This window comes from Exiguobacterium sp. SH5S4 (assembly GCF_004337045.1).
GTDB classification, from domain to species: domain Bacteria; phylum Bacillota; class Bacilli; order Exiguobacteriales; family Exiguobacteriaceae; genus Exiguobacterium; species Exiguobacterium aurantiacum_A.
This window is the reverse complement of the sequence record NZ_SJUQ01000044.1, coordinates 1-14,751: the sequence shown is the minus strand read 5'-3', so window position 1 is coordinate 14,751 and position 14,751 is coordinate 1. Positions and strand designations below refer to the sequence as shown.

At 51.5% G+C, this 14,751-nt stretch carries 11 protein-coding genes; 10 read left to right on the top strand and 1 reads right to left on the bottom strand.

Annotation, left to right across the window (positions count from 1 at the left end; all coding sequences use genetic code 11):
* Positions 1-235: 235 nt before the first annotated feature.
* The gene (locus EVJ32_RS15610) at positions 236-2,020 is read right to left on the bottom strand and encodes a glycoside hydrolase family 13 protein (RefSeq protein ID WP_131459086.1); all 1,785 of its coding nucleotides are present in this window, start codon (positions 2,018-2,020) and stop codon (positions 236-238) included.
* A gap of 373 nt (positions 2,021-2,393) precedes the next feature.
* Here EVJ32_RS15610 and EVJ32_RS15605 point away from each other — a divergent pair, with 373 nt between their 5' ends.
* The 10 genes from EVJ32_RS15605 (at position 2,394) to EVJ32_RS15560 (ending at position 14,594) form a co-directional block, all read left to right on the top strand.
* On the top strand, positions 2,394-3,659 hold the full coding sequence (locus tag EVJ32_RS15605) for an extracellular solute-binding protein (protein ID WP_131459085.1): 1,266 nt from the start codon (positions 2,394-2,396) through the stop codon (positions 3,657-3,659).
* Positions 3,660-3,764: 105 nt separating this feature from the next.
* On the top strand, positions 3,765-5,117 hold the full coding sequence (locus EVJ32_RS15600; protein WP_131459084.1) for a carbohydrate ABC transporter permease: 1,353 nt from the start codon (positions 3,765-3,767) through the stop codon (positions 5,115-5,117).
* 1 nt (position 5,118) lies between these two features.
* Positions 5,119-5,952 carry a sugar ABC transporter permease gene (locus tag EVJ32_RS15595; RefSeq protein WP_070327830.1) on the top strand — a complete coding sequence of 278 codons (834 nt, stop codon included), beginning with the start codon at positions 5,119-5,121 and terminating at the stop codon, positions 5,950-5,952.
* A 22-nt stretch (positions 5,953-5,974) separates the two neighbouring features.
* On the top strand, positions 5,975-7,486 hold the full coding sequence (locus EVJ32_RS15590; protein WP_131459083.1) for an alpha-amylase family glycosyl hydrolase: 1,512 nt from the start codon (positions 5,975-5,977) through the stop codon (positions 7,484-7,486).
* A gap of 49 nt (positions 7,487-7,535) precedes the next feature.
* Positions 7,536-8,579 carry a LacI family DNA-binding transcriptional regulator gene (locus EVJ32_RS15585; protein WP_070327828.1) on the top strand — a complete coding sequence of 348 codons (1,044 nt, stop codon included), beginning with the start codon at positions 7,536-7,538 and terminating at the stop codon, positions 8,577-8,579.
* A 234-nt stretch (positions 8,580-8,813) separates the two neighbouring features.
* Positions 8,814-9,773: a DUF2382 domain-containing protein gene (locus EVJ32_RS15580; RefSeq protein ID WP_131459082.1), complete on the top strand. Its 960-nt coding sequence runs from the start codon at positions 8,814-8,816 to the stop codon at positions 9,771-9,773.
* Positions 9,774-9,862: 89 nt separating this feature from the next.
* The gene (locus tag EVJ32_RS15575) at positions 9,863-10,672 is read left to right on the top strand and encodes a YsnF/AvaK domain-containing protein (protein WP_161568807.1); all 810 of its coding nucleotides are present in this window, start codon (positions 9,863-9,865) and stop codon (positions 10,670-10,672) included.
* Positions 10,672-11,079 carry a general stress protein gene (locus tag EVJ32_RS15570; RefSeq protein ID WP_236636039.1) on the top strand — a complete coding sequence of 136 codons (408 nt, stop codon included), beginning with the start codon at positions 10,672-10,674 and terminating at the stop codon, positions 11,077-11,079. The genes EVJ32_RS15575 and EVJ32_RS15570 overlap by 1 nt, the downstream gene beginning before the upstream one ends.
* A 223-nt stretch (positions 11,080-11,302) precedes the next feature.
* A complete protein-coding gene (locus EVJ32_RS15565) occupies positions 11,303-13,600 on the top strand; it encodes a glycoside hydrolase family 65 protein (protein WP_131459079.1) in 2,298 nt (765 codons plus the stop codon).
* Between the two features lie 145 nt (positions 13,601-13,745).
* A complete protein-coding gene (locus EVJ32_RS15560; RefSeq protein ID WP_131459078.1) occupies positions 13,746-14,594 on the top strand; it encodes a YitT family protein in 849 nt (282 codons plus the stop codon).
* Positions 14,595-14,751: the final 157 nt, after the last annotated feature.

Below are 14,751 nucleotides of genomic sequence, written 5' to 3'. Positions count from 1 at the left end.
ACAGCGTCGCCCCGAGGGCACGCCGACTCCCGGGGGAACAGCGGGCAAGGCGAGACCCAGCAGCGACATCGTCGCGATGCGGCTCGCTGACCGCCCCCAGGAAAGCGGCGTGCCGGACAGGGCGGCTCGAAGGGCAATGAAAGCAGATGAGCGTCATCCCATCCGGGACGACGCTCATCTGCTTAAAATCATTTGAAGTTTTTCAGTGCCCTCGCAAATGGGTGGTCAAACGTCGTCATTTCAGTTTCAAAATGGAAACGCTATACGGTGCGAGTTCAAGTTCAAGTGAGTCTACGTCCCGGTCGTTCAGTAAATCGTGGGCACCACCTGTATGCCAGAGCGGGTTGAGCGTAGACAACGTATCTGAGTTATTGAAGTAGATCAAATACGTCTCGTCTTTCGAGCTCCGTTCGACGATGAGGGCGTTGTCTTCATCGTCGACGAGGTTGAACCGGTACGATCCTCCGTTCGCGAGCACCGGATGATCTTTGCGGAGCTGGATCAACTTCTGGACGAAGCGGAACAAGTTACGGTCTTCCTCGGCCTCGTCCCACGGCATGCAGCGGCGGCAGCCCGGATCTTGCTCGCCTTCGAGCCCGATCTCATCACCATAGTAAATACATGGGCTACCCGTATACGTGAGCATCGAAGTCATGAGGAGTTTGAACTTCCCTTTATGCCCTTTTGCCCGAGTGAGGGCCCGTGGGGTGTCATGAGAGTCGATCAAGTTGAACGTCACTTCGTTCACGTTCATCGTGTTCATCATCTCGACACGCGTCAACTCGTCCCGGAACTGTGACGCCGTCGTCCGATCGAGCGCGAAGTAGTTTAAGCTCGCGTTCGTGAACGGATAGTTCATGACCGCATCGAACTGGTCGCCTTGAAGCCACGGTTGGGCATCGTGCCAAATCTCACCGAGGATGTACGCTTCGGGGTTCGCTTCTTTTACAGTGCGACGGAAGTCACGCCAGAACGCGTGGTCGACCTCGTTCGCGACGTCTAAGCGCCAACCATCGATGCCGAACTCTTCGACCCAATAACGGGCCACATCTAATAGATAAGCTTTCAACGCCGGGTGTTCGGTGTTGATCTTCGGCATGTTCTTCTCGAAAGCGAACGTATCGTAGTTCGGCTTCGGTGCCGTCTCGATCGGGAAGTCGCGGAGATAGAACCAGTCGCGATACTCGGAATGCGGCCCGTTTTCGACGACGTCTAAGAACCAAGGATGGTTGTAGCCGACGTGATTGAACACCGCATCGAGCATGACTTTGATCCCGTTCTCATGAAGCAAGTCGACCAATTGTTTGAACTGCTCTTTCGTCCCGAACTGCGGGTCGATTTCCATATAATCGAGCGTGTCGTATTTATGGTTCGTCGTCGCTTTGAAGATCGGGCAGAAGTAAATGCCGGTGATCCCGAGTTCGACGATGTGGTCCATATGATCGATGATGCCTTGGAAGTCGCCACCGAAGAAGTTTGTGATCGTTGGCTCAGTGCTGTTCCAGGCGAGCGTCCCTTCAGGATCGAGTGACGCGTCTCCGTTCGCGAACCGGTCAGGGAAGATTTGATACCAGACCGTGTCCTTGACCCATGACGGGGCGTGGAAGATGTCGATCGGGTTGATGAACGGGACACAGAAGTAATAACCCGTATCGTCGAGCGGTTTATCTTCGAACCAGCCTTTTTCCGTATAGACGGCCGTCTCATTGCCGTCATGGAGCCGGAACCCGTAACGGAGGCGACGGAACGGCGGCTTGATCGCGATGAACCAGTAGTCGTACTGGTCGTCGTGGCCGATTTGTTCCATTGGTGTCTCGAACGTGCGCCAGTAGCTCGGCTTGTCCGGGTCAAAGTTCCACATCGCCGGGTCTTCTGAATGCCAGTCGTATGGGTCGTTCCAAATTAAGTCAACAGATTGGATATCATTTCTTTTCGTATGAAACCGAATATGGATCGTTTCCCGGTCGTATTTATAAACGAAAGGGGACATGGCGCGATGATAAATAGCTTCTTTGATCAAGTGAAATCGTTCCTTTCTCGATTGGGGTTGTAACCATTTTACACTGTCTGTTCCGAAAAGAAATGACAGTTGCGAAAACGTTTGCTCAAGCAAAGGGTAATAAAGCGTTTACATTTTGTCAATCACTGTTCATAACAATTATTGAACAATTGAACGTAGAAACGTTGAAAAAGAGATAAATGGGATACCTACAAGAAAAAATCGTAAAAAAAAGTCTTGTAAAACGCTTACACAACTGTATAATAAAAATTGAGGTGAGGATGCAAACGTTTTCACTGAGCGGCTGATTTCGTAGCGGAGTTGATTAAAATCAGTCGTTCAGTACGTGTGCGCAAATCTGACCATACTAATTTCCTTGGGGAGGTTTTTCATCATGAAGATGAAAAAAATGGTAGCAGGACTTTCAACGGCAGTATTAGCTTTCGGTGCACTTGCTGCATGTGGCGGCGGTACGGATAACGGTTCTACTAACGAAGGCGGTTCTACTAGCGAGAACAAGCCAGAAAAAATCGTAATTTGGGAAGATATTGAAAAGTCGGAAACGACGAAAGAAGTTGCGAAAGCGTTTGAAGAAGAACACGGCGTCGCAGTAGAAGTCGTCGAAGTTCAAATGACGGACCAAAAAGACAAGTTGGCGCTTGACGGCCCGGCTGGTAAAGGTCCAGATATCGTTCTCGTACCGCACGACCAAATCGGCACGATCGCTGACCAAGGTCACTTGGCACCGCTCGCTGACGAAGGCGCGCTCGAAGCGTTCACAGATGCTTCGAAATCGGCTGTCATGTTCGACGGACAAGCTTACGGCTATCCTAAATCAGTTGAAACACCAGTCCTCATGTACAACAAGGATTTGGTTTCAGAAGCTCCTGCTTCAATGGACGACCTTTACAAGTTGTCTACAGATCTTAAAGACAAAGGCGAGTACGGCTTCCTCGGTCTTTGGGATAACTTCTACTTCGCTCACGGTGTAATTGCAGGCTTCGGCGGTTACGTCTTCAAAGAAGACGGCGGCGCGCTCGACCCAACCGACATCGGCTTGAACAACGAAGGCGCAGTCAAAGGATTCGACTACATCGGCAAATGGTACCAAGAAGGCCTCTTCCCTAAAGGATTGGTCGGCGAGTCTGGCGGCCAAGCGATGGACCAACTCTTCACTGAGAAGAAAGCACACACAGTTATGAACGGACCTTGGGCTGTTGCTGGTTACCAAGATGCTGGCGTCAACCTCGGAGCGGCGGCAATGCCAACACTTCCGAACGGTGAGCCAATCAAGACGTTCATGGGTGTGAAAACATATGCACTCTCTGCGTACACTGAGAACCAAGAGTGGGCTGAAATGTTCCTCGCAGAACTTACAAACGAAGAGAACGCATTGAAAATGTTTGAAGCATACAACGAAATCCCACCGGTAGCAGCACTCGAGTCGAATGAGACAATCACATCGAACGAAGTTGCGAAAGCGGTATTCGATCAAGCGACAAATGCAATCCCAATGCCGAACATTCCTGAAATGGGACAAGTTTGGGAGCCAATGGCACAAGCGCTTCAGCTCGTAGCGACTGGCAAGCAAGATGCACAAAAATCAGCTGACGAGGCTGTTAAAGTCATCGAGCAACAAATCCAAGCAAACAACCAATAAGGATGTGAAATGACGGGGTACGCCACATGGCGTTCCCCCTCATTTTCTGAAATTGAGCAAACGCTTGCTCGATTGATTTGCTCAAATTGAAAGGAGAAATTGAGGATGGCTTCAATTCCGAACCCAAAAACACCGGAACAACGACCGGACAAACCGACCAACCATGCTCGGAACGCCGCATTACTCTCGATCATTCCGGGAGTGGGGCAGTTCTATAACAACCAACGTGCGAAGGCGATCGCGTTCTTTATCGTCATCATGTCTTATTTTGCAGTAAACTACGATCTGTTTTTCAAAGGGGCGGGCGCCGGACCTGGTGACCGTGGTGGCCTTTGGGGATTGATCACGCTTGGCGAAGTAGCGGGACCTCGTAACGACCACTCCATCTTCTTGATGGTAGAAGGTATTGTCGCAATAATTTTACTGTTCTTCGGTATCGCGTTCTACATTTGGAACATTCGTGACGCTTACCGAGTCGGTCGCATTCGTGATCAGCACCTAAACGTGCCAACGTTCCAAGTGCAACTTCGCAACTTGCGTGACCATGGATTCCCATACTTGATGTTGATCCCGTCGCTCATCTTGCTCGTCTTCACAGTCGTGTTGCCGCTGATCTTTACGTTCTTGATCGCATTCACGAACTATCGTTACAACAACGCGCCACCGGCAAAACTCGTCGAGTGGATCGGGTTCGAAAACTTTACGCGCATCTTTGAAATCGACATTTGGCGCGACACGTTCGTCGGCGTTCTCGGTTGGACGCTCGTCTGGACGGTCGCTTCAACGGTCGGTGTCATCGCGATCGGGATTTTCCTTGCCGTTCTGTTGAACCAAGAAGGACTTCGGTTCCGTCGCTTGTTCCGTTCAATCTTGATCTTGTCATGGGCCGTACCAGCGTTCATCACGATCTTGATTTTCCGCTCGATGTTCAATGAGTCGTTCGGTGTGTTCAATACGACAATCCTGCCGGCCTTTGGTCTCGATCCGATTAACTGGATGACCGACCCGACAGCGACACGTAGTGCGCTCATCTTGATTCAATGGTGGCTCGGTTTCCCGTTCATCATGACGCTCATGACCGGTGTCTTGCAGTCGATCCCGGGTGACTTGTATGAAGCTGCGACGATTGACGGCGCGAACATCTTTGATAAGTTCCGTCTGATCACATTGCCGATGCTCTTGTTCGCAACAGCACCGATTCTCATCACGCAGTTCACGTTCAACTTTAACAACTTTAACATCATCTATCTCTTCAACGGTGGTGGGCCGGCTGTTCCAGGACAAACTGCCGGTGGTACCGACATCTTGATTTCATGGATTTACAAATTGTCGCTCGGGGCCAACCCGCAATACGGACTTGCGGCTGCGATCACGCTCATCTTGTCATTCTTCATCATGACTCTAGCCGTCATCCAGTTCCGTCGGACAAAATCTTTCAAAGACGAGGATATGATCTGATATGAAAAAACAAAAACGAATCAATTTGGCGTTCTCTTATGTCATCTTGACGCTTGCGTCGATCATTATTCTCTATCCGATGCTGTGGGTAATGGGAACATCATTTAACCCGGGTCGTACGATCACGTCGACGATCATTCCGTCAAACCCGACGCTCATTCACTACAAAAACTTGTTTGACCTAACAATTTCGGATTATAGTTTATGGTATGTGAATACGTTGAAGATCGCGTTCATCACGATGGCGCTCGCCGTCATCTTAGTAACGATTACTGGTTATGTGTTCTCGCGTTACCGTTTCGTCGGACGGAAGAACTCGCTCATCTTGTTCCTCGTCTTGCAGATGGTCCCGCAATTCGTTGCCATCATCGCGATTTTTGTGTTACTCAACATGCTCGGCCTTCTTGATACGCATACAGCGCTGATTCTGCTGTACGCCGGTGGGGCGATTCCGATGAACACGTACCTGGCGAAAGGTTACTTCGATACGATTCCGAAAGAGCTCGATGAGGCTGCTCGGATGGATGGTGCCGGTCACCTTCGTATCTTCTGGCAAATCATTTTGCCGCTCGCGAAGCCAATTGTCGCAACGATCGCCTTGTTCAACTTTATGGGCCCGTTCAACGACTTCATCTTGGCATCGCTCGTCCTGCGTACACCTGAGAAGCAGACGCTAGCGGTTGGACTTTACAATATGATCTCGCGACAATTCGACAACAACTTCACGTTGTTCGCGGCAGGCGCCGTCCTTTCGGCCCTCCCGATCGTCCTCTTGTTCTTCATATTCCAACGTTACTTCGTCTCCGGTCTCACTGCGGGTGGTACGAAAGGTTAATACTCAAAAAGGGGGAAGCGATATGAGGCGAGGCGTCGTGCTCGTTCTCCTGTCGCTTCTTTTGTTTCCTACAATCGTCGGAGCGAAAGAAGCAGCAACATGGGAACAAGAACGCATGTACTTTATTATGGTCGACCGGTTCGTTGACGGGAATCCTGACAACAACGACCAAGTCGACAAGGATGATCCAAAAGCGTTTCACGGAGGCGACATTCGAGGTGTGATCGAAAAACTCGACTACATCGAATCGCTCGGATTTACGTCGATTTGGTTGACGCCTGTGTTTCAGAACATGCCGGACGGTTACCACGGCTACTGGATCAAAGATTTTTATGACATCGATCCCCAGTTCGGGACGAAAGAAGATTTGCAAGAACTCGTCGATGAGGCGCATAAGCGCGATATGAAAGTCATTCTTGACTTCGTCGTCAACCATGTCGGTCCGAAACATCCGTGGGTCGAGGAACGACCGGACTGGTTCCATGACGAGTTGCCGATCGTGCTCTGGCAAGACCAAGAGCAAGTCGAGACGCACTGGTTGTTCGACTTGCCGGACTTTAAAACGGAAGACCCTGAAGTGAAAGACTATTTGATCGACGCCGCTACTTATTGGATTGAAGAGACCGGCATCGATGGCTATCGTCTCGATACGGTCCGCCACGTCGATAAGCCGTTTTGGGAAGACTTCGTCGAAGCGGTGCGGGCGGTCGACCCTGACTTTTACTTGTTGGCCGAAGTGTTCGACCCGAATCCACAATACGTCGCCGAGTACGACAATTTAGGATTTAACAGTGTCACAAACTTTACGTTCTATGATCGCGTCTCGAAGACGATGACGCAAAAGCACGCCAACGTCGACGAAATCGACGTGGCGGCAAGCTACGCCGAGACGTTTTTCAACGATCCGAACCAAATGGCGACGTTCCTGGACAACCATGATGTCGAGCGGTTCATGCACGTCGCTGGACTCGGGGGAGCCGAGTCGGCAGAGCGGCGACTTCGCCTAGCGCTGTTCGCGCTCTATGCGTCGCCTGGTATGCCGATTTTATTCCAAGGGACAGAAAACGCGCAAACCGGTGGGGCCGATCCGGCCAACCGGGTGATGACGGATTTCCCAGGGAATGAAGAGTTACATGAGTACGTCGCGACGATGAACCGGATGCGGGAAGACTATCCCGTCTTCGCCACTGGAGAGCAACGGATGATTGCCTCGAAAGACGGCATGGCCGTGTTCGAGCGTCGCGACGGCGATGAGGTCGCCTTGTACGCTATTAATATGAACGATGAGGATACAGAGATTGAATTCGAGGTAAGCGAAGTCGGTGAAGATCAACGGCTCCGCGGTCTCTTGTTCTCACAACTTGTCACGGAAAAACGTGGCACGTTCACCATCAAGCTCGCTGGCGAGAGCGCCAACGCCTATGTCGTCGAGGAATCGGAAGTGAACATGTGGACGCTTGGTCTGCTCGTCGTCACGATCCCGCTGTTCTTGACGGGTCTGGTCATGTGGAAGCGACGCCGCGGCGCGAACTGAATACCCTGTCGCAGGGAACAATGAATTAACGGAAGCAAGGGGGAGCACCATGCAAATCACGATCAAAGATGTCGCCAAACACGCCAACGTCGCACCGTCGACAGTGTCACGCGTCATCGCCAACAGTCCGCGAATTAGCCAGAAAACGAAAGAACGTGTTCGTAGTTCGATGGAAGAACTCGGGTACCATCCGAACATCCATGCAAGAAGTCTCGCCAACCGCTCGACACAATCGATTGGTCTTGTCATGCCGAGCGCGGCGACGAAAATACTCCAAAATCCGTTCTTCCCGGAAGTGTTGCGCGGAATCAGTACGAAAGCCCATCAAAACGGTTATTCGTTGTATATGACGACCGGTGTGACCGAAGAAGAAGTGCTGTCGGGTGTCATCGAGATGGTCCAAGGTCGCCGGGTCGACGGTGTCATCGTCTTGTACTCACGCGAAGACGATAAAGTCGTCCAATATTTGCGGCAGACGAAGTTCCCGTTCGTCGTCGTCGGGAAGCCGTTCGGGGACGCCTCGTCAATCACGTACGTCGATACGGACAACTACTTAGCTGGTCGTGAAGTGACGAAGCACTTGTACAACCTCGGTCACCGCCGCATCGCCTTCATTGGCGGATCGGATAAATTGGCTGTCACGCAAGACCGTCGCAACGGGTACGCGACGGCGCTTATGGAAGCCGGGATCCCGGTACGGGAAGACTACATCGCCCGTGCCGAGTTCATGACGAAAGGTGGCGCCAAAGCGGTCCGGGAACTGCTTCATGTCGATGAGCCACCGACGGCTGTCGTCGTCAGTGATGATATGATGGCGCTCGGTGTCATCAGCACGCTCAGTGAGATGGGTCTGAAAATCCCTGAAGACGTCGCTGTCGTCAGTTTCAACAACGTCTATATCGCTGAGCATTCGAATCCGCCGCTCACTTCAGTCGAAATCAACATCTTCGGTCTCGGTTTCGAGGCGACGAACTGCCTGATCGAACAAATCGGCGATAGTGCACCACCGTACGGGAAACGTGTCATCGTCCCGCACTATTTAGTCGTCCGCCAGTCGTGTGGTCAAAAAAAGAATAGCCATGCGGCTGAATGAGTTGAAACCTTCCGTTTTCGTGCGGAAGGTTTTTTGTGCGGATTCTAACGCATACAAAGAAAGAACGTTCAATCCGACAAAAGTCCTGGCGTTACAAACAGATTACAGTTGTGAAAGAAATGGTTGAAAAAACAGGACGAGGGAACACTTATACTACCGGCAAAATAGCAAATCACGACAGAGCAGTCCGGCCAATAACCAAAAAAATATAGAATTTGAAAGGGAGATACAATCATGGATAACAAACGTTACGTAGGGACTTACTATCAAGAAGCAGAGCTTGTCTCGAAAATTGATGAACTTCGCGCGGCGGGACACCGCGAGGACGACCTGTACGTTGTTGTAAAAGATAAATCGAACCTTTCGATGGTTCGCGGCGAAACGGATGCAGAAGTAAAAGAAACGAAAGCATCGTGGCTCGATCGCTTCTTCGGAGTCGCAGACGGCGGCGATGAAGTGCGCCATACGTTTGATAAACTCGGCTTCTCAGAAGAGGAGACGGCACGCCACCATCAAGATATCGAAAAAGGCGGCTTCGTCTTGTTATTAGATACAGACGACGGCGTCTTGGACAACGGTCGCAACGACACGTTCGAAGGCGGTCGCACGTCAGCGGGCTATGGTTCTGAAGGGAACGAGGCTGGAAACATGACGTCGCGTGATCATGACCTCGGGACGACAGGTGCCGGACTTGGCGCAACGGGCGCGGGAGTCGGAGCGGACCGTCACCATGACATGGACGAGGACATTCGCAACCGTACCGACTTGACGGACGAGCAAAAGCTTGAGCTTCACGAAGAGCGCCTCCAAATCAATAAAGAGCGCGTTCAGACCGGTGAAGTCCGAGTCGAAAAAGAAGTCGTCGAGCACGAAGAACGGGTCGATGTCGAAGTCGAGCATGACGAAGTGCACGTCGAACGACGTCAAGTCGACGGGGACCGTGAAGCGACGGGCCATTCGTTCGATGCTACGACAGATCGCGACGAGATTCGTGTGCCAGTCACAGAAGAACGCGTCGATGTCACGAAGAAAGACGTCGTGGCCGAAGAGATTGTCGTCGGCACAGACAAAGTGAAAGATACAGAGACGGTACGCGAGACGCTTCGTAAAGAAGAAGCCCATATCGAAGGCGAAAACAGCCATCAAAAACATGACGCTGACCATAAGCGCCGTGATGAGCGCGACCGGATCTAATTGGATGACCAAGCACCTCGACAAGGATGGCTCTCTCTGAGGGACCATCCTTTTTTTCGCCAATTCATCTTACAGGAGGAACGAATGTTATGAAACATGCCATCATCTCTGAAGTATTTGACCAACCCGAGGTGTTGCTCAAGCGGACGATCGATTTGAAGCAAGAAGGATATAAAGAAGAAGACATGTACGTCTTCGTCAAACGGACTGAAACGGCTGACGCCATCCGACGCCATTCAAAACTATACGTACTAGTCGCGGATGAGCCGGATACGGTGGCGTCTCTCGTCACGTCAAGCGAACGGCCAATCGAGCGCTGGCTCGGCAGTATGCGGTTGACGCGCGAGCAGCAGGAACGATTCGTGGGTGAAGTCGAGCAAGGACGGTTGTTCCTTTACGTCGACGCGGATCAAAACGAGGAGATGGCGGACATTAAACGATTGCCGCGCGCTTCTTCCAAGGAGCATGAAGAACAGACGCTTGAACTCCACGAGGAGCGACTCGCGGTTGAAAAAGAAACGGTGCAGACGGGGGAACTCGTCATCGACAAGCATGTAACCAAGACTGAACAGACGATTGAAGTACCGGTTCGGAGGGAACACCTACATGTAGAGCGCCTTGCTGGTTCTGAAAATGTGATTGAAGACTACGACTTCGACAAACCTGGCATCCGGACGATCGACGAAGGGGACCAACTACGTATCCAAGTCATCGAAGAGCGCGCCTTCATCGTCAAGCGTCCAGTCGTCGTCGAAGAGATCATCGTCCGCAAGCAAGTGGATGAAGATACGAAGACGGTCACCGAGACGCTCCGTAAAGAAGAGATTGATATTAGGCAAGTGGGACAAGGCAAGATCACGATCGAGGACAATCCAACACCTAGAAAGGATGATAAATGATGAGTAACAAACGATTTGTTGATACGTACAAAGACGAGGCGGCACTCGTCTCAAAGATTGATCAACTGAGCCAAGACGGGTACGACGAGAAAGACCTTTACGTCGTCGCGAGAGACGAGGATAACGTCTCGCTCGTCAAACGGAACACTGACGCGAAAGTCGAGGAAGCGAACGCTTCTTGGATGCAGAAGTTCGCGGGCGTCGCCGAAGGAGAGCAGGAAGTGAAACGGGCACTCCTCGATCTCGGTTTGGCCGATGATGACGTCAACAAAGCGTACGGGGACATTATGGACGGTGGGTATGCCCTCATTCTCGATGAGCCCGATACCGGATTCAACGATGGCGACAACCAGGCCTTTGAAGGTCATGAAGCGAACGCCGCCTTCGGTCGCGATTCAGACGTGTGATACAGACGTACCTACTCTGGCCCAATGAGGCAGGGTAGGTTTTTTTCGTTCCAAAAGTGACAAAAAAAGAATGAAAAACTTTTATGCAAACGATTGCATTCTCGGTGTAGTCGTGTAAAATGAGAGGTGAGATTAAAAATACAGCGCTTTCATAGACAAGCGGTTGCACGATTCGGTTGTCTACTGACAAGTAGCCTTGTAGAGAAAAAGGAGTGGCAGACAGATGAAACGATTGTTTGCAGTCGACGAATGGAAAGTAACGGAAGAAGGGCTTCACCCGAACGAGAACCGTCTCGCAGAATCGATCACCTCGCTCGGTAACGGGCACATGGGGATGCGCGGGAACTTTGAAGAAGATTATTCAAACGATACGCACCAAGGATTTTACGTGGCGGGCGTCTACTATCCCGACAAGACGCGTGTCGGTTGGTGGAAAAATGGATATCCGGAATACTTTGCCAAAGTATTGAACGCGACGAACGTGGCCGGCCTGCGTGTCGCCATCAACGGGACGCCTGTCGACTTGGCGAAGTGGGAAGTCAAAGGCTTCACACGCGAACTCGATATGCAGCGCGGTGTCCTCACGCGGACGTTCACGCTCGTGAACGGATCCGAGGAGACGAACGTCGAAGTCGTTCGCTTCTTCTCGATCGTCGACAAAGAGATTTTGGCGATTCGCTACAACGTCACCCCGGTGAACTATGAAGCGAAAATCGAATTCACTCCTTATCTAGACGGGGACGTCGTCAACGAAGACTCGAACTACGATGAGAAATTCTGGTTGCCGGTCGAACACGGCGTCGAAGAACGGTTCGGTTTCGTCACGACAAAAACGAAGAAACTTGATTGGCACGTCACGGCGTCGATGATCGCCGACGTCGAAGACGCACGCTGTGAAGTGCTCGATGCGACCGACCTCTACGTCGCGAACCGCTTCACGGTCAAAGCGGCAGCGGGTGAGATGGCAACGGCGTACAAGTACGTATCGGTCGTCACGAACCGTGATCATGAAATTGACAATTTGCAAGGAGTCGGCATGCAGCGCGTTGAAGCCGCGTTCGAGAAAGGGTTCGAGACGCTCTTGGCGGAACAGACGGAAGCTTGGCTCGCCCGTTGGGAAAACGCGGACGTCCGCATCGACGGCGACGCGGAAGCGCAACAAGGCATCCGTTTCAACATCTTCAACATGTATCAAACGTATACGGGCGAAGACTCACGTCTCAACATCGGACCGAAAGGGTTCACGGGCGAGAAGTACGGTGGCGCCACGTATTGGGACACGGAAGCGTATTGCCTCCACTTCTACTTGGCGACGACGAAGCCGGAAGTGTCGTGGAACTTGCTCAAATATCGTCATAATCAATTGCCGCAAGCGAAAGAGAACTCGGTCAAAAACGTCGGGATGAAGGGCGCCTTGTATCCGATGGTGACGATGAACGGGGAAGAGTGCCACAACGAGTGGGAGATCACTCATGAAGAGATTCACCGGAACGGTGCGATTGCCCATGCGATCTTCAACTACACGAACTTCACGGGCGACAAGTCGTACCTAGGTCAATACGGACTTGAAGTATTGGTCGAGATCTCGCGTTACTGGGCTAGCCGCGTCAACTTTGTACCACACAAAGACGTGTACATGATCCTAGGCGTCACAGGTCCGAACGAATACGACAACAACGTCAACAACAATTGGTACACGAACTTGATCGCCGCTTGGACGCTCGAGTACACGCAAGAAGTGTACAACTACTTGAAAGAAGCAGAACCGGCACGACTCGACGAGTTGACAGCAACGCTCAACTTGACGGATGCGGAACTCGCGAAGTGGGCTGATATCCAAACGAAGATGTACTATCCGAAAGACGACCTCGTCCCGGACGTGTTCATGCAGCAAGACGGGTTCATGGATAAAGAGCAGATCTTAGTGAAAGACCTCGATCCGAAACACTTGCCACTTAACCAAAATTGGTCGTGGGACCGCATCCTCCGCTCGAACTTTATCAAGCAGGCGGACGTGCTCCAAGGCCTGTACACGTTCAGCGACCGCTTCACGCTCGAACAAAAACGTGCGAACTTCGACTTCTATGAGCCGCGTACGGTGCATGAGTCGAGCTTGTCGCCTTGTGTCTACTCGATCGTGGCAGCTGAAGTCGGTTATGAAGACAAAGCGGTCGAGCTGTACCAACGCTCAGCCCGACTCGATCTTGATAACTACAACAACGATACAGAAGACGGTCTTCACATCACATCGATGGTCGGTTCGTGGATGGCGATCGTCCACGGCTTCGCTGGGATGCGCGCCCTCGAGACCGAACTCACGTTCAGCCCGATGATCCCGAAATATTGGGACGGTTACTCGTTCAACGTGCTCTGGCGCGGCCATCACTTGACGGTCACATCGACGCGTGAACAAGTGACGATCAAACAGACAAATGGAACGGACGTTACGATTCGTGTGTACGGAAACGCGGTAACGGTTCCGGCGAATGATTCAGTGACGATCGAGACAGTGAAAGCGTGACCAAACGTATCAGGGCAGCAAGTCGGCTTCGGCCGGCTTGCTTTTTTGTGATACAGGCGGGCACATCCCATTATTTTTGTTGTAGGCATGGCTTTGAATGTATGTTATCTTGATGCTTAGCTAATTTTGAAAGGGGAGACAGAACTTGACGGAATCCGTTAAAGAACACGCGCGCATCGGGATCGTTTCGATCATCGGGGGAGTGTTCGTCGCATTATCGATGACATTATTCTTAATCCCAGCGGGGGTTTACTCGACTGGGTTTACGGGCTTGGCCCAAATTTTCACGACCTTATTTGCCGGTACGCCGTTTGAGCTCGGTGAAGGCATTTGGTTCTTCATCTTGAACGTACCGCTTTTAGTCGTCAGTTATTTTATGCTCGGAAAGAACATGATGATCCATACGTTGATCAGCGTTGCCTCGGTCACCTTGTTCATTCGCGTGCTTCCGCAATCGCAGCTCCTCTCGGACGATCCACTCTTAAACGCCGTCTTCGGCGGGGTATTGCTCGCCATCGGGTCAGGCATCACGATTCGGTTCGGTGCCTCGACCGGAGGGTTTGATATCGTCGCCCTCATCCTAGCGAAGTTCACGAACAACTCGGTCGGCGTCTACTTGTTCCTCATGAACATGATGATCGCGCTTTGGGCCGGTGCTTTGTTCGGATGGCCGACGGCGCTGTATACGATCGTCTTCTTGTACGTGACGTCGAAAGTCATCGATGAGATTTACACGAATACACAGCGTCAGACGCTCTTCATCGTCACGAATCATCCAGACGAAGTGACGCAAGAGTTGCACCAACACGTGTTCCGCGGCATCACGCTCATGCCAGCGATCGGTACGTACTCGAAAGTCGAGAAAGCGACGCTCATGATGGTCGCCCAACGCCACGAAGTGCGTGAGATTACCCGTATCTGTAAAGATGCCGATTCACACGTCTTTATTAACGTCGTTCCGACGGAAGATGTTGAAGGGGCGTTCCGACGCTGACAGAAAGTCAAGAAAACCCGCTGAACGGTTTGATATGCTCCCCAATAGGTAGACAGATGAAATAACAAATCTGTTTATCTGATTGGGGAGTGTTTTTTTATGGCGAGAAGTCGACATTCGATCGAACAAAAACTGAGTGCGCTGCGTATGATGGACG

Coding starts and splice junctions, on each gene's coding strand:
- EVJ32_RS15605 (WP_131459085.1), top strand. CDS start 2,394: ATGAAGATGAAAAAAATGGTAGCAGGACTTTCAACGGCAGTATTAGCT.
- EVJ32_RS15600 (WP_131459084.1), top strand. CDS start 3,765: ATGGCTTCAATTCCGAACCCAAAAACACCGGAACAACGACCGGACAAA.
- EVJ32_RS15595 (WP_070327830.1), top strand. CDS start 5,119: ATGAAAAAACAAAAACGAATCAATTTGGCGTTCTCTTATGTCATCTTG.
- EVJ32_RS15590 (WP_131459083.1), top strand. CDS start 5,975: ATGAGGCGAGGCGTCGTGCTCGTTCTCCTGTCGCTTCTTTTGTTTCCT.
- EVJ32_RS15585 (WP_070327828.1), top strand. CDS start 7,536: ATGCAAATCACGATCAAAGATGTCGCCAAACACGCCAACGTCGCACCG.
- EVJ32_RS15580 (WP_131459082.1), top strand. CDS start 8,814: ATGGATAACAAACGTTACGTAGGGACTTACTATCAAGAAGCAGAGCTT.
- EVJ32_RS15575 (WP_161568807.1), top strand. CDS start 9,863: ATGAAACATGCCATCATCTCTGAAGTATTTGACCAACCCGAGGTGTTG.
- EVJ32_RS15570 (WP_236636039.1), top strand. CDS start 10,672: ATGAGTAACAAACGATTTGTTGATACGTACAAAGACGAGGCGGCACTC.
- EVJ32_RS15565 (WP_131459079.1), top strand. CDS start 11,303: ATGAAACGATTGTTTGCAGTCGACGAATGGAAAGTAACGGAAGAAGGG.